Source organism: Pseudomonas sp. A39 (genome assembly GCF_058145955.1).
The window spans coordinates 82,579-107,941 of the sequence record NZ_JBYVMD010000020.1 but is presented as its reverse complement, the minus strand read 5'-3'; the positions used below and the strand labels follow the sequence as shown (position 1 = coordinate 107,941).

At 65.4% G+C, this 25,363-nt stretch carries 2 protein-coding genes; both read right to left on the bottom strand.

The features are described 5' to 3' along the window. Positions 1-727: 727 nt before the first annotated feature. Positions 728-12,049, bottom strand: coding sequence for an amino acid adenylation domain-containing protein (locus AC3ZU9_RS16885; RefSeq protein WP_490091014.1), 11,322 nt, complete (start codon positions 12,047-12,049; stop codon positions 728-730). After that, the gene (locus tag AC3ZU9_RS16880; RefSeq protein WP_490091013.1) at positions 12,046-24,906 is read right to left on the bottom strand and encodes an amino acid adenylation domain-containing protein; all 12,861 of its coding nucleotides are present in this window, start codon (positions 24,904-24,906) and stop codon (positions 12,046-12,048) included. Before AC3ZU9_RS16880 ends, AC3ZU9_RS16885 begins: the two co-directional genes overlap by 4 nt. Between the last annotated feature and the right edge of the window lie 457 nt (positions 24,907-25,363).

Genomic DNA, 25,363 nt, shown 5'->3' with positions numbered 1-25,363 from the left:
GACGCCGAGTTAGCCGCGGACTGATATCTACCTGATGTATGGAGATCAAATTGTGGGAGGGGGCTTGCCCCCGATAGTAGTGGGACAGCCACAGATGCATCAACTGACACACCGCCATCGGGGGCAAGCCCCCTCCCACATTTGAACCGCGATCGACAATCGCAATACCGGTCGGCTTTAAGGCCGCCGCGCCCTGCCTTGGCTTTTGACCTTCGGCGCCCCGTAAACCCACGCTGGCCGAACACAGGCTTTAGAGCGTGGGTAACCCGGCAGGACGCCGAGTTAGCCGCGGACTGATATCTACCTGATGTATGGAGATCAAATTGTGGGAGGGGGCTTGCCCCCGATAGTAGTGGGACAGCCACAGATGCATCAACTGACACACCGCCATCGGGGGCAAGCCCCCTCCCACATTTGGACCGCGATCGACAATCGCAATACCGGTCGGCTTTAAGGCCGCCGCGCCCTGCTTTGGCTTTTGATCTTCGGCGCCCCGTAAAACCACGCGGGCAGAACGCCGGGTTAGCCGCGCTGGGCCAAGGATGGCCCAGCGCGGCGGCCCACGCTCCAAAGCCGGAGTGAGGGCATGCCGAGCCTAGGCGAGGCACCGAGTGGTGGGGCGAAGGCCTTTGGGTTACTTTTGGGCCTTTCCAAAAGTGACCCGCTGTAAGAGCGAAACCATAAGCCGCCGTTACCGCAGCAACGGATATGTACCCCAAGCAAAACCTCAAGACACCACCTCCCCAACCACAACCCCACCCAACCACCACCGCGCCAACCCAAAAACATTCGGCGCCTTGAGCAACGTAAAGTGATTCCCCCCGCCATACCAAACCTGCAACCCACTCCCCTGTCGCCGCCACCCCTCAATCATCCCCCCCTGCTCCCGCTGATTCCCCGCCGCATCCAGCGCTGGGTCTTCAGCCAATACCAACCGCACCATCCCGTTAAAACGCTGAACAGGCCGATACGCCGTGCGCAAAGCCGCCGCATACGTCCGCCCCGGCCCATCCATCGCATCCACCGCCGCGCGCCCCGGCAACAACCCAACGCCGACCATCCCTGCGTGTAGCCGCTGGCGCTGCGTCACCTCATCACACCCGGCAAAGTCGACCCGATCAATCCCCAGCGATTTCCCGGCCGACAACTGCATCGCCTCAATCAAGCGCATCAACGCCGCCGTGGTGGTGTAAACCTTCGCGGCGCCCCCAGGCGACTCACTGTCGATCACCGTCAACGACGCCACCTCCCGCCCGGCCGCCTGCAACCGCAACGCCATCTCCAGCGCGACCCAACCACCAAATGAGTGCCCGACCAAATGCACCGGCCCCTGCGGACACGCCTGTTCCAGCGCCGCCAAGTAACACCGCGCCGCCGCTTCCACCTGGCTATGGGGCACCGCCTGACCCTCCAACCCGCGCGGCTGCAAGCCGAACAGCGGCCAGTCGCGCCCCAGCGCTTCGCCCAGGCCCACAAACCCGGTGACGCTATCTCCGGCCCCCGGCACGCAGAACACCGGCGCATACCCCGCCCGGCCACTCTGAATTCGCAGCAACGGTTGATGCTGCGCCTGAACCACCGGCGCACTCGTCGCCAAGGCCTCGGTCAGCGCCTGCCCCAGCGCCTGGATATGCGGCGCCTGCATCATGCTCTGGTGATCTCCCGGCACCTCCACCTGGCGCAATTGCCCTGGCGCCAAGGCATCGATCCAACCCAGCGAATCACTGCGTCGTGACAACTCGGTCGGACGCTCACTCGCGCTGAACAGATGCACCGCAACCGGCAACGGGAACACGCTGTAGTGCGCCAGCGCATGCCCGTGCCCGACTTCCCGTTCGATAAAGCTCAAGAGGTCCGCGTCCGCAGCCGCCGCCATTTGCGCGTATAGCAGACCTTGATCGCGACAGCGTCGCAGCAGGCCCGCAAAGTCCAGCTGTCCAATCTGCGACTCCAATTGCCCAAGGCTCGCCAGTTCATCCACACCTCCCTGTGCTTTCCAATACGCCGTGCACTGCAACAACAAGTGCCGCTTAAGCGCGTCCGGCCCGCTCCAGCGCGCCTTGCCCTGGTCGGTCATGCGCGGCACGTAGCTGTCGATCAAACCGAGGAATGCCACCGGTTCATCCAGCCCCAATAGTTGCATTGCCACTTCATAGGCCAGCACCCCGCCGAACGACCAGCCGGCGACCCGGTAAGGCCCATGGGGTTGAATGCCGCGAATCAACCCGACCAGCCGCGCCGCCAGGCCTTCCATGGTGTTCAGGTACGGCTCGCCCAGCGCTAAGCCCGGCAGCCCGTAAATCGGATAGTCACCGGGCAGATGCTGGCCCAGCGCCGGGAAATACACGTCCATGCCACTGAACTCATGGACCAGGAACAACGGCGCTTGCGTCCCGCTGCTGCGCACCGTGATCACCGAGGTGTCGCGCACCGGCGCATCCGTACGCTGGCGCAGCATCGCGGCCACCGAGGCCACGCTGGCGTGCTGGAACAGCTCGGCCAGCGACACCGCCAACCCCGCTTCGTCCATCAGGCTGACCAGCCGGATCGCCAGCAATGAATGCCCGCCCAACTCGAAGAAGCTGTCATGACGACCGACTTGCTCCACCTTCAACACCTCGGTCCACAGCGCCGCCAGGCTCTGCTCCAGTGCATCGGCTGGCGCCTCGAAATCGCGGCGGTTCAAGGCTTCCAGGGCAGGCACCGGCAAGGCTTTGCGGTCGACCTTGCCGTTGGCCGTCAACGGCAGGTGCGCCAGCGGCACAAAGGCCGACGGCAGCATGTATTCCGGCAGTTGGCCCTGCAGGTAGGCGCGCACACTGTCGATGGCGACGGGTTCATCGGCCCAGGTGAAATACGCCACCAGGCGCTTGTCTCCCGGCGCGTCCTCGCGGGCCAGCACCACCACATCCTGAATACCCGCGAAGGTCGTGAGGCGCGCTTCGATCTCGCCCAATTCAATGCGGAAACCACGGATTTTCACTTGGTCGTCATTGCGCCCGATGCATTCCAGCAGGCCGCCCGCCGTCCAGCGGCCGAGGTCGCCGGTGCGGTACATCAAGGCGTCTGCGTCGAATGGGTCGCGCACAAACTTTTCAGCCGTCAGCGCCGGTCGATTCAAGTACCCCTTGGCCACGCCATCCCCGCCGATGCAGATTTCACCGGTCACGCCCAATGGCACCGGCTGCAACTGCGCATCCAGCACATGGATCTGTGTATTGGAAATCGGTCGACCGATGGGCACGCTGTCGGCGTCCTCCGCAAGCGACCGGACTTCGTAGGCAGTGGCGTAAGTGGTGGTTTCAGTCGGTCCGTAGCAATGCACCACGCGCAACGCCGGCGCACGCGCCAACAGGCTGCGGAATGCCGCCGGGTCGGCACGCTCGCCGCCGCACAGCAGGATGCGCAAGCCCGCCAGGGCCTGGGGAATCAGTTGCACGTACTGGTTGAACAGCGCCGTGGTGACAAACAGCACCGTCACATCCGCCAAGGCCACCCCAAAGGCCGTCGGATCGAGCAAGGTGGCGTGGTCGATCACCTGCACCTGGCCGCCGTTGAGCAACGGCCCCCATACGTCCATGGTGCTGGCGTCGAACGCCGGGTTGGAGGCAAAGGCCACGCGGTCGCTGGCGTTGAAGTCGGCGTAGCCGTTGTTGAGCACCAGGCGCGTGATGCCGCGATGGGGCACCAATACGCCTTTGGGCGTGCCGGTAGAGCCAGAGGTGTACATGATGTACGCCACGCTGTCGGAGGACTGCGACAGGTCCGGGTTGTGGCTCGGTTGCGGATCGAGGACCAGAGTGTCCAGGTCCAGGCGCTGCGCCGGGTAGTCAACGGAGGCGTCGCTGCGGGTCAGCAGCCACGCCGCACCACTGTCCTGCAGCATGAAGCCCTGGCGCTCGGCGGGGGCGTTGATATCCAGCGGCACATACGCGGCAGCGCATTTGAGCACGGCCAACTGGCTGACCAGCAGGTCCAGCGAGCGCGGCAGCAGGATCGCCACATGATCGGCGGGACGCACCCCAAGGCCCATCAGATGATGAGCCAGGCGATTGGCGCGCGTGTTGAGTTCGCCGTAACTCATTGTCACGACGCCGTGTGACTGCTCGCCCTGCAGCGCCGCCAACGCAGCAGGACGGGCCTGGGCCTGGGCTTCGAACAGGCGTTGCACCGTGTGCTCGCGCGGAAAGGGCCGCGTGGTGGCATTGAAATCCAGCAGCTGCTGGCGTTCGGCGGCGGGCAGGATCGGCACGTGGCTGATGGCAGTCGTACCGCCCTGTTCTAACGCCTGCACCACCTGCTCCACGGCAACCTGCAGGTAATCGCACAAACGGCGGGCGCCCTGCCCCACGGCCTTGAGGGAGAACCCCTGACCCAGATCATCCACGCTCAACGACAGGCCGTAGTTGCTGTGCTCTTCGGCCTTGAGCAACTGGATACCCTGTAACGCCTCGGTTGCCGCTTGCGGCGCGCTGTGGCGATAGTTGAACAGCGTATTGAACAGTGGCGTCGTTGCGGGCACGCCACTGCAGCGCTGGGCCAATGCCAACGGCGCCTGCTCATGGCTGAGCAAGTGGGTCAGGCGCGTGTGAGTGGCCCGCAAGGCGTCGCGCACCGAGTGCTGGCCCAGGTCGACCCGCAGCGGCAGGGTGTTGATGAATACGCCCATGGCGCGCTCGGCGCCTTCACCGCCTTGCAGGCGGCCGAGCATCACAGTGCCGAACACCACCTGCTCGCGGCCCGAGACCTTGCCCAGCACCTGGGCCCAGGCCAGGTGCATCAGGCTGGCGGCGCTCACCCCGGACTGGCGCGCCTGAGTACGCAGGCGTTGGCTCAACGCCGGGTCGAGGGCCCGTTGCACTTGCTCCGTGCGGCCCAGGCTGTCGACTTGTGTCGGTTCATCGATCTCGCCGAGCATCTCACGAAAGAACGCCTCGTGATCGTCAACGCCCACGCGGGTCTGGGCCACATAGTTGCGGTACGGCACAGCCGCGCCCAACGTGTGCTGCGTGCCCGACAGGAACGCCTGCAGTTCGTGTTGCAGGATCTCCAGGGCGACGTGGTCCATCACCAAGTGGTGAAACAGCAACGTGGCAGTGTCCTCGGTGCACACCAGGCGCATCAGCGGTGCCTGGGCCACATCGAGCCGTTCCGGCACCGGCCCGTTTTCGACGCACAGCGGGGCTTCGCGCCATACCACCTGCACCGGCTCTTCCAGGCCGTCCCAATGGAACGACGAACGCAGGATGTCGTGACGCTGGATCACCGCCTGCAAGGCCAGGGCAAACGCGTGCATCCGCTGCGGGCTGTCGAACGCAAACTGCGCCCGCAGCACATAGTCGTCGCCGGTCTGCACCGCGCGATGGTGATAGAGCATGCCGGCCTGCAACGGCGCCAGCGGGTAGATGTCCTGCACATTCGCCGCACCGCCGGGGATGCAGGCGACGATACGCTCGATGGCCGGCTGATCCAGCGGTATCAACGGCAACATGTCCGGGGTGATATAAGCGCAATCGGCCGCAATGCCGTTGTCCGGCACCACGACTTCACGACCACCGCCCAGTGCCGCCGCCAAGGCCGACAACGTGGGCTGGCCGAACAACACCTTCACATCCGCTGACAACCCGAGGCGGCGCATGCGTCCCATCAGGCTGACCGCGAGCAGCGAGTGCCCGCCCAGCTCGAAGAAGTTGTCGTGACGGCCCACGCGCTCAACGTTGAGCAGTTCGGCCCAGAGGCTGGCCAAGGCAATTTCGGTATCGCCCTGGGGTGCTTCGTACTCACGCGCCACCACTGAATCCAGGCCCGGCGCGGGAAGTGCCTTGCGGTCGAGCTTGCCGTTGGGGCTCAGCGGCAAGGCGTCGAGATGCACGAAAATGGCCGGCACCATGAATTCCGGCAGATGGTTCAGCAGGTGAGCGCGCAACGCGTCGATGTCGCTGAACGTGCCTGTGTAGTAGGCAATCAGCCGATTGTCGCGGGCGATCACGGCGGCTTCGCTGACCGGCGGGTAGTCGGTGAGGCGTGCCTGGATCTCCCCCAATTCAATACGCAGGCCACGGATTTTCACCTGATCGTCATTGCGTCCCAGGTACTCCAGCGTGCCATCCGCCAAGTAGCGGCCGACGTCACCGGTGCGGTACAGGCGGCCATCGGTGAACGGGTCCTTGAGGAAACGCTCGGCGGTCAATTCAGGCCGGTTCAGGTAGCCGCGTGCCACTTGTACGCCGCCGATGAACAACTCGCCGACCACGCCCAATGGCACCGGCTGCAGGTGGGCATCCAACACGTACATACGGGTATTGGCGATCGGTTTGCCAATCGGTGTGTTGTCCGGCGTCACCGCACCGGCGCAGTTCCAGGCCGTCACATCGACGGCGGCTTCGGTCGGGCCATACAGGTTATGCAACTGGCTGCCTGGCAACTGCTGCTTGAAGCGCCGCACGAGGCTGCCGGGCAAGGCTTCGCCGCTGCACATCACGCGGACTAACCCTTCGGCCTGGCTCACATCGCCATGGGCCAGGAACACATCCAGCATCGACGGCACGAAGTGCAGCGTGGTGATGCGCTCAGCCGCAATCACCTCGCACAGATAGGCCGGGTCTCTGTGGCCGCCAGGGCGCGCCATCACCAGGCAGGCGCCGGTGAACAGCGGCCAGAAGAACTCCCACACCGACACATCGAAGCTGAACGGGGTTTTCTGCAGCACCCGGTCATGGGCTTGCAGGCCATAGGCGTCCTGCATCCACAGCAGGCGGTTGACCACGCCGGGGTGGTCGTTGATCACGCCCTTGGGCTGGCCGGTGGAGCCGGAGGTGTAGATCACGTAGGCGCTGACGCCAGCCACTGGCAGGTTGTCGACGGGTTGGTGCTGCCAGGTCGGTTGGTCCAGGTCGACCACCGCCACGTCCCCCAGCAATGCACGTGTCGCGCCTTGGGCCAGCACCGTGACAGGTGCGCTGTCTTCCAGCATGTAGGCGATACGCTCCAGCGGATACGCCGGGTCCAGCGGCACATAGGCGGCACCGGCCTTGAGGATCGCGTACAGGCCGATGACCATGTCCAGGCCCCGTTCGACGCAGATCGCCACCCGTGAATCCGGCTGTACGCCAAGCGCCAACAGGTGGTGAGCGAGCTGGTTGGCCCGCGCATTCAGCTCGGCATAGGTCAATACCTGGTCACCGGCCTTGACGGCCACGGCATCCGGCGTACGCATCGCCTGCCCTTCGAACAGGCCATGCAAGGTCTGGTCGAGGTTGTACGCCACATCGGTGGCATTGAAGTCGAACAGCAGATGCTGACGCTCCCGCTCGTCCACCAGCGGCACCTGCTCCAGCACCGCCTGGTCGTTATCGACCATGGCCTGCAGCACCCGGGTGAAGTAACCGATATACCGCTGCACTGTCGACTCATCGAACAGCGCTACCGCGTATTCCAAGGCACCGATGATCGTGCCCTGCACTTCCCCCAGGTCCAGGGACAGGTCGAACTTGGCAAAGTGGCTGTTCTCGACGATACCTTCCAAAGCCAGGTCGCCCAGGGCCAGGGTCGGCGCGCTGCTGTCCTGCCAGGTCAGCAGGGTCTGGAACAGCGGGCTGTGGGCCAGGCTGCGCGGCGGGCGGGTAACTTCCACCACTTGCTCGAACGGCAGGTCCTGGTGGGCCTGCGCCGCCAGGGCCTGGGCCTTGACCCGCGCCAGCAGCGCCTCGGTGCTCGGCTCGCCGGAGGTATCGATGCGCACCGCCAGGGTGTTGACGAACAGGCCGATCAGCCCTTCCACCTCGCTGCGCGTGCGATTGGCCACGGGTGAGCCGATCACCACATCCTGCTGCCCGGACAACCGCGCGAGCAACGAGGCCCAGGCGCTCATCAGGGTCATGTACAGCGTAGTGCCGTGACGTTGGCTCAACGCCTTGAGCCCGGCGGTGAGGCGTTCGTCCAGGCGCACGTCGACGCTGCTGCCGGCGTAGTCCTGCTCTGCCGGGCGCGGGCGGTCGGTGGGCAACGTGAGCAAGGCCGGCGCACCCGCCAGCGTCTGCTGCCAATAGGTGCTCTGGCGGTGCAGCACTTCACCGCTGAGCCACAGGCGCTGCCACACGGCGAAGTCGCCGTACTGGATCGGCAACGGCGGCAACGGGTCCGCCTGGCCGTGGCTGAACGCCTGGTACAGCGCCATCAGTTCACGGGTGAGCACGCCCATGGACCAGCCATCGGAGACGATGTGGTGCAGGGTCAGCAGCAACACATGGTGATCGTCAGCCATGACCACCAAACGCCCGCGCAGCAGCGGGCCGCGCTCCAGGTCGAAGGGTGCCGAGGCTTCGCCGTGGATCAACGCGTCCAGCGCCTGCTGGGGTTGCGGGTGACGGCGCAGGTCCTGCACTTGCAGGGGCAGCACGTCTTCGGCGGGTACGATTAATACCTGGGCGTCATCGCCGTGCTGGGCAAAGCGGCTGCGCAGGGTTTCGTGGCGCGCGACGATGCGGGCCAGCGCGCGTTGCAGCGCCTCCACGTGCAACTGCCCACGCAGACGCAGGCCGATAGGAATGTTGTAGGCGGTGTTGGCGCCTTCCATCAGCGCCAGGAACCACAGGCGCTGCTGGGCGAAAGACAGCGGCGTGTCTTCGTCACGATTGGCCGGGAGGATATCCGGCAAGGCGCTGCGACCGGACTGGGCCAACACCTCGGCGACCGCCGCGAGTTCGGCATTGGCAAACAAGTCGCCGAGCAGCAACTCCACTCCCAGGCGCTGGCGGATCTGCGAGACCATGCGCATGGCCAGCAGGGAATGCCCGCCCAGCTCGAAGAAATGATCGCGACGCCCCACCCGCTCCACTTGCAGCACATCGGCCCAGATCTGCGCCAGCACGTTTTCGATTTCACCTTCGGGGGCCACGTACTCGCGGGTAAACACGGCGGCCATGTCCGGCGCCGGCAGGGCCTTGCGGTCGAGCTTGCCGTTGGCGGTCAGGGGCAACGCGTCCAGCTTCACGTAGGCGACCGGCACCATGTAGTCCGGCAAATGCGCCACCAGGTGGGCGCGGAGTTCGGCCACCACCAGCGGGTCGAGTTGGCGGTTTTCGGTGAAATACGCCACCAGCCGCTCTTCACGCACCAGCACCACGGCTTCCTGGATACCCGCCAACTGGTTGAGTTGGGCTTCGATTTCGCCCAGTTCGATGCGCATGCCACGGATCTTCACCTGGTCATCATTGCGGCCCAGGTACTCAAGATTGCCGTCCGGCAGCCAGCGCGCCAGGTCGCCGGTGCGGTACATGCGCCCGGCGTTGAACGGGTCGTGCAGGAAGCGTTCGGCGGTCAGCTCCGGGCGGTTCAGATAGCCGCGCGCCACACCTTTGCCGCCGACGTACAACTCTCCCGCCACACCCAGCGGCACCGGCCGTTGCTGCTCATCCAGCAGGTACACCGTGGCATTGGCGATGGGTTTGCCGATGTGCAACGGCTGGCCGGCCTCGACCTTGCCGGAGGTGGCGACCACCGTGGCTTCGGTGGGGCCATAGTTGTTGATCAGGTCAAAGCGCTGCGCCCGGCCGAACTGGCGCAGGCGATCACCGCCGATCAACAGGGTGCGCAGCGTCGGGTGTTCGATCTGCTGGCTGAAGGCGTACTCGGCCACCGGCGTGGGCAGGAAGCACACGTCCAAGGGCTGCGCGCACCACCAGGCCAGCAGCGCGTCGACATCCTCGGCGCCGTCATGGGCCGGTGGCAGGTGCAGGGTCGCGCCGACGCAGAGCGCCGGCCAGACTTCCCAGGCCATCGCGTCAAAGCCGAACCCGGCAACACTGGCAGTGTGGCGCCCGGCGCACAGGTCAAAGGCGTTGCAATGCCAGTCCACCAGATTGGCGACGGTGTGGTGCTCCACCATCACGCCCTTGGGCAGGCCGGTGGAGCCGGAGGTGTAAATCACATAAGCGAGGTTGGACGGCGTGACCGCCACCTTGGGGTTGCTCGCCGAATGGTGCTGCCAGGTGTAGCGATCGAGGTTGATCACCGGCACATCCAGGGCCGGCAGGCGTTCCAGCAAGGCCTGCTGGGTCAACACCGCCACCGGGGCGCTGTCGCTGAGCAGGTAGTTGAGGCGCTCGGCCGGGTGCGACGGGTCCACCGGCACATAGCAGGCGCCGGCCTTGAGAATCGCCAACAGGCCGGCCAGGGTGTCCAGGCCACGGCGGGCAACGATGGCAACGCGGTCGTCGGGCATGACCCCCAACGCCAGCAAGTGATGGGCCAGCAGGTTGGCTTGCTGGTTGAGTTCGGCATACGTCTGCTGGCGGCCCTGGTGCACGGCGGCAATCGCATCAGGCGTCAGCGCGGCCTGGGCTTCGATGCGCCCGTGCAGCGTGGTGCCTCGGGGGAAATCCGTGTGGGTGGCGTTGAAGTGTTCCAACAACCACTGCTGCTCGGCGAACGGAAGCACTGGCACTTGGTTGAGCGCAGTGCCTGGCGCCTGCTCCAGCGCGGTCAACAGGTTCTCCAAGGCGGTTTGCACGTAGGCACACACGCGCTGCGGATCGACCAGGTTGCTGGCCAGCAGGCTCAGGGCAAAGTCATCGCCAAGGTCGTCGACACTCAGGGTCAAGGGGTAGTTGGTACGTTCCTCTGCGCTCAGCGCAGCGATCCCCTGCCAGGCCGAGATCGCTTCGTCACTGGCGGCCGAGGCACTGTGGCGATAATTGAGCAAGGCGCTGAACAACGGCGTCGGCGCCACCACGCCACTGCACCGCTGGGCCAGCGCCAACGGTGCGTGTTCATGCCGCAGCAACGTCGTCAGCCGCGCATGAGTCGCCTTGACCCCGGCGCGCACGTCCTCGCTGCCCACGTCCACGCGAAACGGCAAGGTGTTGATGAAGATACCCAGCGCCCGGTCTGTGTCATGACTGCCCTGCATGCGGCCCATCAACACCGTGCCGAACACCACCTGTTCCTTGCCGGCCAACACCCCCAGCACCTGCGCCCACCCCAAATGGAACAGGCTGGCTGCGCTGACCCCCAGGTGCCGTGCCTGTGCGCGCAGCCGTTGCGACAGCACCGCCGGCAGCGCCAGGTGTACCTCGTTAATGCCCCGCGCATCGCCCTGCACATCGCTCAAGCCAAACGGCAAGGTGGGTTCGCTGATGTCGCCAAGCATCTGGCGAAAGAAGTGTTCGTGTTCCTGCTCGCTGATCCCCAACCGCGCCTGAGCCACATAATTGCGAAACGGCACGGCCTGGCCCAACGCCGCGCCCTGCCCTAACAGGTAGGCCTGCAGCTCGTGGCACACCACCTCCAGGGCGCTGTGATCAAGGGCCATATGGTGGAACAGCAGGCTGGCAACGATACGTTGATTGGCCACGTCTTCGGCCCGCACCAGACGCAGCAGCGGCGCCTGGGACACGTCGAGGCGATAGTGGCGAGCATCGAACAGGGCGTGCAGTTGCGTGGCGATGTCGCCGTCGGCCGGGTCCAACGCCAAGGCCTGCACCGGCAGGCGCGCGCGGCGCCACACCACTTGCGACGGTTGCTGCACGCCCTCCCAGACCACCCCTGTGCGCAGGATGTCGTGACGGTCCATCACCGCTTGCAGCGCCTGGGCAAACGCCTCGAAACGTTCCAGGCTGTCGAAGGAAAATTGCGATTGCATCACGTACGGGTCGCCCCGCTCGGCACTGACGTGGTGGAACAGAATGCCTTCCTGCAACGGCGCCAGCGGGTAGATGTCCTGGATATTCGCCACGCCACCGTCGACGCTGGCGACGATACGGTCGATCTCGTCCTGGCTCAGCGTCGACAACGTCAACATCGCCGGCAGGATGCGTTCGGCGTCCGCCGGGATGCCATTGGCGGGCACGTCGACCACGCCCGCCTTCGTCGCCGAGTATTCACCGGCCTTGATCAGTTCGATCAACGCCGGTTTGTGCTCGCGCAAGGCGGCGAGGATTGCCGGGTCGCTCAAGGCTTGCTTGTTGCCCTGCACCGATAGCTGTTCGCCCTTGAGCGCCAGCTGGATGTCCTTGGTCTTTAGCGTCGCCAGCAGTTGGTTGATGCTCACAGGACGATCTCCATTCGTTCAGTCAATGCGGCGTAGCCAGCCAGGGTCGGCTGTTCGAACAACGCGCGCACGTCGGCTTCCATGCCTTCCTGGCGCAAGCGCCCGATCAGGCTGACGGCGAGCAGCGAGTGCCCACCCAGTTCAAAGAAATTGTCATGCCGCCCTACCCGCTCCACGTTGAGCAGTTCAACCCAGAGCCGGGCCAGCAGGATTTCGGTGTCCCCTTCGGGGGCTTCGAACGCGCGTACCCGCCGTGCGTCCATGCCCGGTGCCGGCAGGGCCTTGCGGTCGAGTTTGCCGTTGGGGCTCAAGGGCAGCGCGTCGAGGTGCACGAACAGCGCAGGCACCATAAAGTCCGGCAGGTGCAATAGCAGTTGGGCACGCAGGCTTTCGACGGGCGTGTGCTCGCCGGTGTAGTAGGCGACCAGGCGCTCGTCGCGGGCCACCACCACGGCGTCCTTGACCGATGCGTGTTCGCTCAAGCGCGCCTGGATTTCCCCCAGTTCGATACGCAGGCCACGGATTTTTACCTGGTCGTCGTTACGCCCCAGGTACTCGATATTGCCATCGGGCAGGTAACGGCCCACGTCCCCTGTGCGGTACAGGCGCCCGCCGGTGAACGGGTCCTTGAGGAAACGCTCGGCCGTCAGTTGCGCACGGTTCAAGTAACCCCGCGCCACCTGCACCCCGCCGATAAACAACTCGCCCACCACGCCCAATGGCACCGGTTGCAACTGTGCATCCAGTACGTACATGCGGGTATTGGCGATGGGTTTGCCAATCGGTGTGTTGTCCGGCACCTCGGGCCGCGCACAGTTCCAGGCGGTCACGTCCACCGCCGCTTCGGTGGGGCCATACAAGTTGTACAGGCCGATGCCCGGCAATTGCTGCTTGAAGCGCCGCACCAGGCTGCCCGGCAGGGCTTCGCCGCTGCACATCACACGGACTAACCCTTCGGCCTGGCTCACATCGCCATGGGCGAGGAATACGTCGAGCATCGACGGCACGAAGTGCAAGGTGGTGATCCGCTGCGCCTCGATCACTTCGCACAGATAGGCCGGGTCCTTGTGCCCGCCCGGACGCGCCATCACCAGGCGCGCACCGGTAAACAGTGGCCAGAAGAATTCCCACACCGACACGTCGAAACTGAACGGGGTTTTCTGCAGCACCGCATCCTCCGCGTTGAGCCCGTAGGCGTCCTGCATCCAGAGCAAGCGGTTGACCACCCCGGCGTGCTCGTTGATCACCCCCTTGGGCTCGCCGGTGGAGCCGGAGGTGTAGATCACGTAGGCGGCATGGCGAGCGGTCAGGCCCGGGACCTGGGGGTTGGTCGCGGGCTGGTGCTGCCACGTGACGTGATCAAGCTCGATCACCGGCACGTCGCCCAGCAGCGCATGGGTGGTTGCTTGCGCGAGGACCACCACCGGCGCGCTGTCCTGCAGCATGTAGGCGATGCGCTCCTGGGGGTAGGCCGGGTCCAGCGGCACGTAGGCGCCGCCGGCCTTGAGGATGGCGAACAGGCCGACCACCATGTCCAGGCCACGCTCGAGGCAGATCCCCACCCGTGTATCCGGCAGTACGCCGCGCTCACGCAGATGATGGGCCAGGCGATTGGCGCGTTCGTTGAGTGCCTGGTAGGTCAGCCGTTGCTCTGCGGCAATCACCGCCACCGCCTCCGGCGTGCGCTCGGCCTGGGCTTCGAACAGCCCCTGCAGGGTCTGATCGAGATCGTACGGCACCTCGGTTGAGTTGAATTCGACCAGCAGCTTATTGCGCTCTTCGGCGCCCAGGATCGGCAAACGATCGAGCGCGTGTTGCGGCGCGTGCTCCAACGCCTCGACCAGGCCCGACAGCGCGGTCTGCAGGTAATCGCACACGCGTTGCGCATCGACGCGTGCCAGGGCGGTGATGTCATAGCCATCGCCCAAATCGTCCACGTTCAAGGTCAACGGGTAGTTGGTACGTCCGTCGTTGACCAGGGTCTGCATGCCTTCCCAGGCCTGCTGCGCCTCTTGCGAGCGGGTGGCCGCGCCACGGTGACGGTAATTAAGCATTGAGCTGAACAGCGGGGCCGGGGCAGCGACCCCACTGCAACGCTGGGCGAGCGCCAGGGACGCGTGTTCATGGCCGAGCAAGGCGCTGAGCCGTTCGTGGGTCGCCCGTACGGCGGCACGTGCGCCTTGACCGTCGATGTCCAGGCGCAGCGGCAAGGTGTTGATAAATACCCCAAGGGCGCGGTCTGCGCCCTCGCCGCCTTGCAGGCGTCCGACTAATACGGTACCGAACACCACGCTGTGGCGGCCCGATGTCGCCGCCAGCACCTGGCCCCACGCCAAGTGAAACAGGCTCGCCGTGCTCACCCCCATCAGCCGGGCCTGGGCCCGCAAGCGGCGGTTGAGGTCGCTGTGCAGGCGCAGGCTGTGCTCCTCGATGGCGCTGCCGTCGCCGCGGACGTCCTGCCAGCCGAAGGGCAAGGTCGGCTCGTCGATGTCGCCAAGCATTGCGCGGAAAAAGCCTTCGTGCTCCTGTTCGCTCACGCCCAACCGCGACTGAGCCACGTAGTTGCGGTACGGCATCGGTGCAGCCGCTGGCACTTGCCGGCCGAGCAGGAAGCCCTGCATTTCCCGCAGCACGACGTCAAACGCGGTGTGGTCGAGGACGATGTGGTGGTACAGCAATACCGCGACCACCCGTTGATGGGCGGGATCCTGGGCATACATCAGGCGGATCAGCGGGGCCTGGCTGATGTCCAGGCGATAGCGTCGTGCATCGAAACGTTCGTGCAGGCCGGCCAGTACATCGCCTTGCAGGTGCAGCGCCTGCACCTGCAGTTCGGCGGTGCGCCACACCACTTGCAGCGGTTGCGCCAAGCCCTCCCAGACCACGCCGGTGCGCAGGATATCGTGACGATCGATCACCTGTTGCAACGCTTGGGTGAAGGCGTTGAGACGTTCGAGGCTGTCAAACGCCAGGTGCGTTTGCAGCAGGTACGGGTCGCCCTGCTCAGCGGTGATGTAATGGTAGAGAATGCCCTCTTGCAACGGCGCCAGCGGGTAGATGTCCTGCACATTCGCCGTACCGCCGGGTACTTGCGCGACCACTTGGTCGATCGTTGCCTGGTCGAGTTCCACCAAGGTCAGCAGGTCCGGCGTAATGCGCCGGCAGTTGGCGGGAATGCGATTAACCGGCACCTGCACTTCGCGACCACTGCCGACGGCGGCGGCCAGTGCGGCCAGGGTCGGCTGGCTGAACAGCACGCGCACATCGGCACTCAGGCCGACCTGGCGCATGCGTTCGATCAGGCTGACGGCCAGCAAAGAATGGCCGCCCAGCTCGAAGAAGTGGTCATGGCGCCCGACCTGCTCGACGTGCAAGACCTCGGCCCAGATGCGCGCCAAGGTGGTTTCAACTTCGCCTTGGGGCGCTTCGTATGCGCGGGTCAGCAGCGCGGCGTGATCGGGTTCCGGCAGCGCCTTGCGGTCGAGCTTGCCGTTGGCGGTCACCGGTAATGCGTGCAGCTTCACATAGGCGACCGGGACCAGGGCATCGGGCAATTGGGCTTGCAGCTGCGTGCGCAGGGTGTCGATGTCCAGCGGTTGCTGTGCGGTGAACCAGGCAATCAAGCGACCTTCGCGCACCAGTACCACCGCTTCGCCGACGCCGTCCAGGGCGGCCAGGCGGCTTTCGATTTCCCCCAGTTCCACCCGTACGCCACGCAGTTTGACTTGGTCATCGTTACGGCCCAGGTACTCGATGTTGCCATCGGGCAGCCAGCGCGCCAGGTCGCCGGTGCGGTACATGCGCCCGGCGTTGAACGGGTCTTGCAGGAAGCGTTCGGCAGTCAGGTCGGGCCGGTTCAGGTAACCCCGCGCCACACCGCTGCCGCCCACATACAGCTCGCCCGTCACCCCCACCGGCACCGGGCGCAATTGCGCGTCCAGCAAGTAGACGCTGGCATTGGCGATCGGCCGACCGATATGCAACACCTGCCCCGCGCGCACGCGGCCGGAGGTGGCAACCACAGTGGCCTCGGTGGGGCCGTAGTTGTTGATCACCGCAAAGCGCCGCTCGTGAGTGAACTGACGCAGGCGATCGCCGCCGATCAGCAGGATGCGCAACGTAGGGTGTTGCAGCTGCTGGCTGAAGGCGTATTCGGCCACCGGCGTCGGCAGGAAGCTGACGTCCAGCGGCTGCGCCAGCCACCAGGCCAGCAGTTCATCGATGTTTTCATTGCCGACGTTGGCCGGCGGCAGGTGCAAGGTGGCCCCCACGCACAGTGCCGGCCACACCTCCCAGGCCATCGCATCAAAACCAAACCCGGCGACGCTGCTGGTGTGGCCCGCGGCCCCCAGGCCAAAGGCTTCGCAGTGCCAATGCACGAGGTTTTCCACGGTACGGTGTTCCACCATGACGCCCTTGGGCTGGCCGGTGGAGCCGGAGGTGTAGATCACGTAGGCCAGGTGCGCCGGGGTAAGCGTGTTGAGTGGTGGGTTGGTGACGGCGAGGTGCTGCAAGCGTGGGTCATGCAGGTCTACGCTGGCGACCTCGCCCAATAACGCGCGAGTACTGGCTTCGGCCACCGCCACCACGGGTGCGCTGTCGTGCAGCAGGTAGGCGATGCGCTCGGCGGGATACGCCGGGTCGATGGGCACGTAACCGGCACCGGCCTTGAGGATGCCCAGCAAGCCCACCAGCATCTGCGGGCCGCGACGGCAGCAGAGCGCGACACGGTCGTCGGGCTGTACACCGAGTGCCAGCAGGTGATGGGCCAGTTGGTTGGCGCGTTGGTTGAGTTGTTCATAGGTCAACGCCTCACCGCCTTGCAGCACCGCGACGGCCTGGGGTTGGCGTTCGGCCTGGACCTCAAAGGCACCGTGGACGGTCTGCCCCTGCGGGAAATCATGGACGGTGGCGTTGAAGTCGCGCAGCAGGGTTTCGCGCTCCGTTGCCGCCAGCATCGGCAGTTGGTTGAGCGCGGTCTGCGGTGCACTTTCCAAGGCGGCCACCAACTGCTCCACGGCGTTGTGCATGTAGGCGCACAGGCGCTGGGCGCCGATCTGCGGCAGCGCCAACACGGTCAGGCCGAAGCCCTCACCCAAGTCGTCCACGCTCAAGGTCAACGGGTAGTTGCTGCGCTCTTCACCGCCGAGCAATTGCACGCCTTCCCAGATGCCATGGCCATCGCGGGCCATTTCGTCGGGGCTGCTGTGACGGTAGTTGAGCAACGCACTGAACAACGGCGATGCGTTCGCCACGCCGCTGCAACGCTGGGCCAGCGCCAGGGACGCGTGTTCATGGCCGAGCAAGGCGCTCAAGCGCCCATGAGTCGCCTTGACCGCAGCAGCGGCAGTCGCCGCCACGTCGACGCGCAGCGGCAGGGTGTTGATGAACATGCCCAGCGCGCGGTCCGCACCGTCACCGGCCTGCATGCGGCCCATCAACACGGTGCCGAACACCACGTCGTCACGCCCGGACACCAGCCCCAGCACCTGTGCCCAGGCCAGGTGCATCAGGCTCGCCGCGCTGACCCCCAACTGCCGCGCCTGCTCGCGCACCCGCCGAGCCAGCGCGGCGTCCACCGGCTGTTCGGCCTCTTCGATATCACGCCCATCGCCCTGCACGTCCTGCACACCAAACGGCAAGGTCGGTTCCTCCACGTCGGCGAGCATGTCGCGGAAGAACGCCTCGTGCTCCTCCACGCTGACGCCCAGGCGCGCCTGGGCCACGTAATTGCGAAACGGCGCCGCCACGGGCAAGTCCTGGGCCTGGTTGAACATGAACGCACGCATCTCCTGGCCCACCACGGCCATGGCGGTGTGGTCCAGCGCCAAGTGGTGGAACAGCAGGATCGCGGCGACCCGGTTGTGCTGCGGATCCTGGGCATACACCATGCGCAGCAACGGCGCCTGGGTGATATCCAGACGGTAGTGGCGAGCGTCGAAGCGTGCGTGAAGCTGCTCGATGATGCCGCCGTCCGCCGGGTCCAGGGCAACCTCCTGAACCACCAGCTGCGCCTCGCGCCACACCACTTGCACCGGGCTGTCCAGGCCTTCCCAGACCACGCCGGTACGCAGGATGTCGTGGCGGGCCACCACCTGTTGCAGCGCGCCCATGAACCCATGCAGACGCTCCAGGCTGTCGAACGCCATGCGCGATTGCAGCAGGTACGGATCGCCCTGCTCGGCGCTGATGTGGTGGTAAAGAATGCCTTCCTGCAACGGCGCCAGTGGGTAGATGTCCTGCACATTCGCCGCACCACCCGGCACGTTCGCGACAATACGCTCGATGGACGCCGGGTCGAGCTGCACCAACGTCAGCATCGACGGGGTGATCTGCGTGCAACCCAGCGGAATACCATTGGCCGGCACCACGACTTCCCGGCCGCTGCCCACTGCAGCGGCCAGCGCCGCCAGGCTTGGCTGGTTGAACAAAACGCGTACGTCACAGCTCAGGCCGACCTGGCGCATGCGCTCGATCAGGCTGACCGCCAGCAACGAATGCCCGCCCAGTTCGAAGAAATGATCGTGACGCCCGACCCGCTCCAGCTTGAGCACGTCCTGCCAGATCTGCGCCAGTTGGGTTTCCACTTCGCCTTCCGGGGCTTCAAAACCGCGACTTAACAGCGCGCTCTGATCCGGCACCGGCAGACCCTTGCGGTCGAGTTTGCCGTTGGCGGTGAGCGGCAACAGCTCCAGCCACACATACGCCGACGGCACCATGTAGTCCGGCAACTGGCCCTGCAAATGCGCACGCAGGGCTTCGATCTCCAGCGCCGCACCGGCCGTGTAATAGGCGACCAGGCGTTTGTCGCCCGGCTCGTCTTCACGGGCCAGCACCACGGTGTCTTTCACGCCAGGGAAACTGGCCAGGCAGGTTTCGATCTCGCCGGGCTCGATACGGAAACCACGGATCTTCACCTGCAGGTCGTTGCGCCCCTGGTACAGCAAGGTGCCGTCGGCCTGCCAGCAAGCCAGGTCACCGGTGCGGTACAGCACGCCGTCGCCAAACGGGTTGGGGATGAATTTCTCGGCGGTCAGTTGCGGCTGGTTCAAATAGCCCGTGGCGACGCCCGCACCGCCGATGTAAAGCTCGCCGACCACGCCCAGCGGCACCGGTTGCTGGCGCGCGTCCAGCACGTAGGCCTGGGCATTCGCGATCGGCTTACCGATGGGAATACCGCCCTCGCCGACCCGAGTGATTTCAAAGGTGGTGGAAAACGTGGTGGCTTCGGTGGGCCCGTAGCCATTGAGCAGGTGCTGGGGTTTGCCGTGTTCGAGCACCCGGCTGATCACCTGCGGGTCGAGCACGTCACCGCCGACAATCAGGTAGCGCAACTGGTGGAAGACCGGCATCAGCGCATCGGCGTACTGGTGGAACAGCCCCGCGGTCATCCACAGCACGCTGACGGATTGCTCCTGCAACAGCGCAGCGAACGCAGCCTGGGACAACAGCACCGCGTGCTCGACCACCACCACGCAACCGCCATTGAGCAACGGCGCCCACACATCCAGGGTGCTGGCGTCGAACGCCGGGTTGGAGGCGAACGCCACGCGGTCCCGCGCGTTGAACTCGGCATAGCCGTTATTGAGCACCAGTCGCGAGATGGCGCGGTGCGGCACTTGCACGCCTTTGGGCGCACCGGTGGAACCGGAGGTGTAGAGGATATAGGCGACGCTCTCCGAGGACTGGGGCAGTTCAGGGTTACGCGGCGACAGGCCGTCCAGGTTCAGGTCGACCAGGCTGCTGAGCACCCGATGCGCGCCACTGTCTTGCACGATAAATGCCTGGCGCTCGACCGGCGCATTGACGTCCAGCGGTACATACACCGCCGCGCATTTGAGGATCGCCAGTTGGCAGATCAACAGGTCGAGCGAACGTGGCAGCGCAATCGCCACGCTTTCGCCCGGCTGCACGCCCTGGTTGAGCAGGTGATGGGCCAGGCGGTTCGCGCGCCGATTGAGGTCGCGGTAGCTCAACGACAGCGGGCCATGCACCGCTGCCACCGCTTCCGGACGGGCCAGCGCCTGGGCTTCGAACAGTTGATGCACGGTGAGGTGCGCTGGGTAGTCACGGGCGGTGGCATTGAAGTCCACCAGCAATTGGTGGCGCTCGGCGGCCGGCAGGATCGAGACGGCCTGCAGCGGTGTGGTGGGCGCCTGCTGCAAGGCGGTCACCAGGTGGCGCAACGCGGTGAGCATGTAGTCGCCCACGCGCTGCACGTCCAGGCTCGCCACGCCTTGTACGGTCAGGGCAAAGCCTGTGCCCAGGTCATCGACGTTGAGCACCAGCGGGTAGTTGCTGCGTTCTTCGGAACTGAGAATCTGGATGCCGGAGGCCGCGAACGGGCTGTGCCCCGGCGCCTCGCCCGGCGCGCTGTGACGATAGTTGAGCAAGGTGCTGAACAACGGCAGCGAACCCGGCACGCCACTGCAACGCTGGGCCAGGGACAACGACGCGTGCTCATGCCCGAGCAACTGCGCCAGGCGCGCGTGGGTGGCGCGTACACCGGCTTGTACGCCGACGCTGCCCAGGCTGACGCGCAGCGGCAAGGTGTTGATGAACATCCCCAGCGCCCGGTCAGCGCCCTCGCCGCCCTGCATGCGCCCCAGCAACACGGTGCCGAACACTACCGCCTGCTGGCCGGACACCTGCCCGAGCACCTGCGCCCAGGCCAGGTGCACCAGGCTCGCCGTGCTCACGCCCAATTGCCGCGCCTGTTCGCGCAGGCCCAGGCTCAAGGCCGGTTCCAGTGGCAGGTGGGCTTCAAGGATGCCGCTGCCGTCGCCATTCACGTCCTGCAACCCGAAGGCCAGGGTCGGCTCGTCGATATCGCCAAGCATCTCGCTGAAAAATGCTTCGTGCTGCGCCTGGCTGACCCCAAGCCGTGCCTGGGCCACATAGTTGCGGTACTGCACCGCGTCGGGTAATTGCGCGCTGTTGCCGGACAGGCTCGCGCTCATTTCTTCCACCAACACCTGCAGGGCGGTGTGGTCCAGCAGGATATGGTGCAGCAGCAGGATGCCGACGAAACGGCCCTGTTCCTCGGCGTAGGCAAAACGCATCAGCGAGGCACGGCTCAGGTCGAGGCGGAAGTGGCGAGGATCGAAGCGTTGCTGCAGTTGCTCAAAAGGCTCGTCGATACGCTCGACGGCCAGCGCGGCCTGGCGCAACACCACCTGCACCGGCTCATTGAGGCCTTCCCAGAGGATCGCGGTGCGCAGGATGTCATTGCGCTCGATCACGCTGTGCAGGGCCTGGATAAACGCGTCCACCGCCGCCTGGTCGTTGAAGCTGAACTGCACCTGCAACACGTAGGGATCGCCCTCGGTGGTTGCCAGGTGATGATAGAGAATACCGGCCTGCAACGGCGCCAGGCCGTAGATGTCCTGCACGTTGCTGATGCCGCCGGGCACGCGCTGGATGATGTGGTCGAGGGCCGCCTGGTCCAGTTCCACCAGGGGCAGCATGTCCGGGGTGATGTGCGTGGTGGCGTGGGTTATCAGGTTGGTCGGGACCTGCACCTCTTGCTGCCCGCCCACCGCCGCCGCCAGTGCCGCCAGGGTCGGCTGGCCGAATAGCACACGCACGTCGGCGCTGAGGTCGACCTGGCGCATGCGTTCGATCAGCTTGACCGCCAACAGCGAATGGCCGCCCAGTTCGAAGAAGTTGTCGTCACGCCCCACGTGCTCGAACTTGAGCAGGTCTTGCCAGATCGCCGCGATGGCGTTTTCCACCGCGCCTCGGGGGGCTTCATAGCCCCGTCGAGCGAGGGCATCGGCGTCCGGTGCGGGCAGTGCCTTGCGATCAAGCTTGCCGTTGGTGGTCAACGGGAATTGATCCAACTGCACGAAGGCGCTGGGCACCATATGTTCGGCCAGGCTCAGCAGCAGGTGGTCACGCAGGTCGGCGGCGCGCAGTGCGCCTTCGGCAATCACGTAGGCCACCAGGCGCTTGTCACCCGGCGCGTCTTCACGGGCGATCACCACGGCGTCACGCACACCCTCGGCGCTGGCTAGGTGCGCTTCGATCTCGCCCAGTTCGATGCGGAAACCGCGGATTTTCACCTGGTCATCGTTGCGGCCCAGGTATTCGACGCTGCCGTCGGCCAGCAGGCGACCGAGGTCACCCGTCTTGTACATACGCAGACCGGTGGCCGGGTCGGGCAGGAAGCGCTCGGCGGTCAGCGCGTCACGGTTGAGGTAACCGCGCGCCACACCGGCGCCGCCCACGTACAACTCACCGACCACACCCAGCGGCAACGGCTCGCGACGCGCGTCGAGCACATACAGTTGCAAATCGGGAATGCGCACGCCAATCGGGCTGACACCCACCAACTGCGCGTCCGCCGCCTCCAGGGCGCGGTAGGTCACGTGCACGGTGGTTTCGGTGATGCCGTACATGTTCACCAGTTGCGTGCCGGCGTTGATCGCCCGGGCGTACCAGGGCTTGAGCATGCCCGGCTCCAGCGCTTCGCCGCCGAAGATCACCTGGCGCAGGGAATGGGACTGCGGGTTCTGGCCTTGTGCGGCGATCAATTGGCGGAAGGCGCTGGGCGTCTGGTTGAGGATGCTCACGCCCGCTTCGCACAGCAGCGTGTAGCACTCGTCCGGTGAGCGGCTGACCAGTTGCGGCACGATCAGCAACTGGCCGCCGTGCATCAGTGCGCCCCAGATTTCCCAGACCGAGAAGTCGAAGGCGAAGGAGTGAAACAGCGCCCAGACGTCGTTGCGGTTGAAGTCGAACCAGTGCTCGGTGGCCGTGAATAAGCGGGCGACCTGGCGGTGCTCGATCATCACGCCCTTGGGCTGGCCAGTGGAGCCGGAGGTGTAGATCACATAGGCCAGGTGGGCCGGGCTGACGTTGACCCGCGGGTTGACGATGGATTCACCGCGCAGGCCGTTGAGGTCGACCTGTGGCAAGTCGCCAACCAGATGGCGCGTGTTGGCTTGTACCAACACGGCCAAGGGTTCGCTGTCGGCCAGGGTGTAGGCGATGCGCTCCAGCGGGTACGCCGGGTCGATCGGCACGTAGCCGGCGCCGGCCTTGAGGATGCCCAGCAGGCCGATGATCATTTCCGGGCCACGCTCCACGCAGATCGCCACGCGGTCATCCGGGCGGATGCCCTGGGCCAGCAGGCGGTGGGCGACTTGGTTGGCGCGCTCGTTGAGCTGGCGGTAGGTGAGGCGCTGGTTGTCGAAGCGCAAGGCAATGGCTTCAGGCTGGGCGGCGGCGTGGGTTTCGACGTGTTGGTGGATCAGGGCGGTGTCGGCGTAAAGCGCGGGGCTGTGATTGAAGCGATGCAACAGGCTCTGGCGTTCGGTGTCGGGCAGGATAGTCAGGCCGCTGAGCGGCGTATCCGGTCGCTGTTCAAGGGCCTCGGCCAGGCTTTCCAGAGCGGTATGCAGGTAGGTGGCGACACGTTCGGCACCGATGGACGCGTCGACCATCACGGTCAGGGCGAAATCTTCACCCAGGTCATCGACGTTGACCGTCAGCGGGTAGTTGGTGCGTTCCTCGCCGCTGAGTACGCGGATGCCCTCGGCGATCTCGATCACCTCGGCCATGTCCGTGGCGGCGCTGTGGCGGTAGTTGAGCATGGCGCTGAACAGCGGCGTCGGTGCGGCAACGCCACTGCAACGCTGGGCCAGCGCCAGGGAGGCATGTTCGTGGTTGAGCAAGGTGGTGAGGCGTTCGTGAGTCGCCTTGACCCCGGCGCGCACGCTCTGCTCGCCCACGTCTACGCGCAAGGGCAAGGTGTTGATGAACATGCCCAGGGCCCGCTCACCGCCCTCGCCCGCGCCCATGCGGCCGAGCATCACGGTGCCGAACACCACCGCGTCGCGCCCAGAGACCACGCCCAATACGCGCGCCAACGCCAGGTGCATCATGCTCGCCACGCTCACGCCAAGCGGCCGCGCCAGGGTGCGCAGACAGCGGCTCAGCGCGCTGTCGACGGCAAGGCGTGCCTCATCGATACCCAGGCCGTCGCCCTGTACGTCCTGCAAACCGAAAGGCAGTGTCGGTTCCTCGATATCCGCCAGCATCTCGCGGAAAAAGGCCTCATGGGCCTGCTCGCTGACGCCATGGCGCACTTGGGCGATGTAGCTGCGAAACGGCACCGGTTCTCCCGCCTGGGCTTGCTCGCCAGCCAGGTACAACTGGATTTCATGGCGCACCACATCCAGGGCGGTGTGGTCGAGGATGGTGTGGTGAAACAGCAGGGTTGCCGCCACACACCCGGTGAGCGAATCCTGGGTAAACACCAGGCGCAGCAGCGGTGCCTGGCCCAGGTCCATGCGGTCGTTGCGCGCATCGAAATCCACGGCTTCGCACGCCAGGCTTGCCTTGCGCCACACCACTTGCAGCGGTTCGTCGAGACGCTCCCAGACTATCGAGGTGCGCAGGATATCGTGGCGATCGATCACCCATTGCAACGCTTCGGTAAAGGCGTGCAAACGCGCGCGATTGTCGAACTCGAAATGCGCGTGCAGCACGTAGGGGTCACCCTGCTCCGCCGACAGATGGTGGTAAAGCATGCCTTCCTGCAGCGGCGCCAGCGGATAGATGTCCTGCACATTCGCCGCGCCCCCAGGAATGGCCGCGACGATACGGTCGATAGCCGCCTGGTCGAGGCTGACCAGCGGCAGCATGTCCGGCGTAATGCGGTAGGCCGGACTCAGCCAGTCACCGCCATGCTCGGCCACCAGTTCCAGCAGCCGGGGTTTGTGAGCAATCAGTTGATCCCACAGCGCATCATCCAACGCCTCGTCGTCACCGAGGATGATCAGGTCGCCTTCTTCCAGTTGCAGACGGATCGCATGGGTGGAAATCGCTGCCAATAATTCGCTGAACTGCATGGGGTAACCTGCCTGGTAAGTCACGGTTGAGGAGAAAGTCCGTTTTCAGCTGCCGCGTAAATCGGGTGCTGGGCGCCGCGCGCCCAAAAAAAGCGGGCGCAGCCGGGGGCCTGGAGAGGCTTCCGGCAGGCTTGGAAAATTAAGGGATTTGGCAGGCGGGGGGTGACATGGTAAGCGGGGACAAGAGAGATCAGGGTTGGTTCAATCTCAATGAAAACACCTTACGCCTGTGGCTGGCGGGACCTTGTGGTGAGCGGGCTTGCTGTGATGAGCAGGCTCGTTGTAGTGAGCGGGCTTTTTGTGGTGAGCGGGCTTGCCCCGCGCTGGGCTGCGAAGCAGCCCCAACACGGCCACCGCGTTCTTTCAGGTAAAACGAGTTGGCCGGATTAGGGCCGCTTCGCAGCCCAGCGCGGGGCAAGCCCGCTCACCACAAAAGGCCCGCCCACCACAGCAAGCC

Excerpts from the sequence above, each read along its gene's own strand:
- AC3ZU9_RS16880 (WP_490091013.1), bottom strand. The coding sequence starts at position 24,906 with ATGCAGTTCAGCGAATTATTGGCAGCGATTTCCACCCATGCGATCCGT.